1 rRNA gene is annotated in these 253 nt (G+C 47.4%); it reads left to right on the forward strand.

Annotated elements, in window-relative coordinates:
* A 23S ribosomal RNA gene (locus FCK22_RS18465) occupies positions 1 to 253 on the forward strand; the annotation flags it as partial.

Raw genomic sequence — 253 nt, forward strand, 5'->3', positions numbered from 1 at the left:
AATGGGGCAACCCACCTGATTATACTCTGTTATTGCTTCGCAATGTCCGCTCCGTGCCGACCTTTGGTCGGTACATTTTGATCTTCGATCAAAACACTGGGTGGTCGCCAGCGAAGTGATTATCAGGGTGTAAGACCAGGTATTTTTAGGCTGAATATATAGGCTTAAAAAGGCAAACCCGGGGAACTGAAACATCTAAGTACCCGGAGGAAAGGAAATCAATTGATACTCCCCTAGTAGCGGCGAGCGAACG

Origin of the sequence: Sulfitobacter sp. 15WGC (genome assembly GCF_005068605.1) — a bacterium.
Lineage (GTDB): Bacteria > Pseudomonadota > Alphaproteobacteria > Rhodobacterales > Rhodobacteraceae > Sulfitobacter > Sulfitobacter faviae.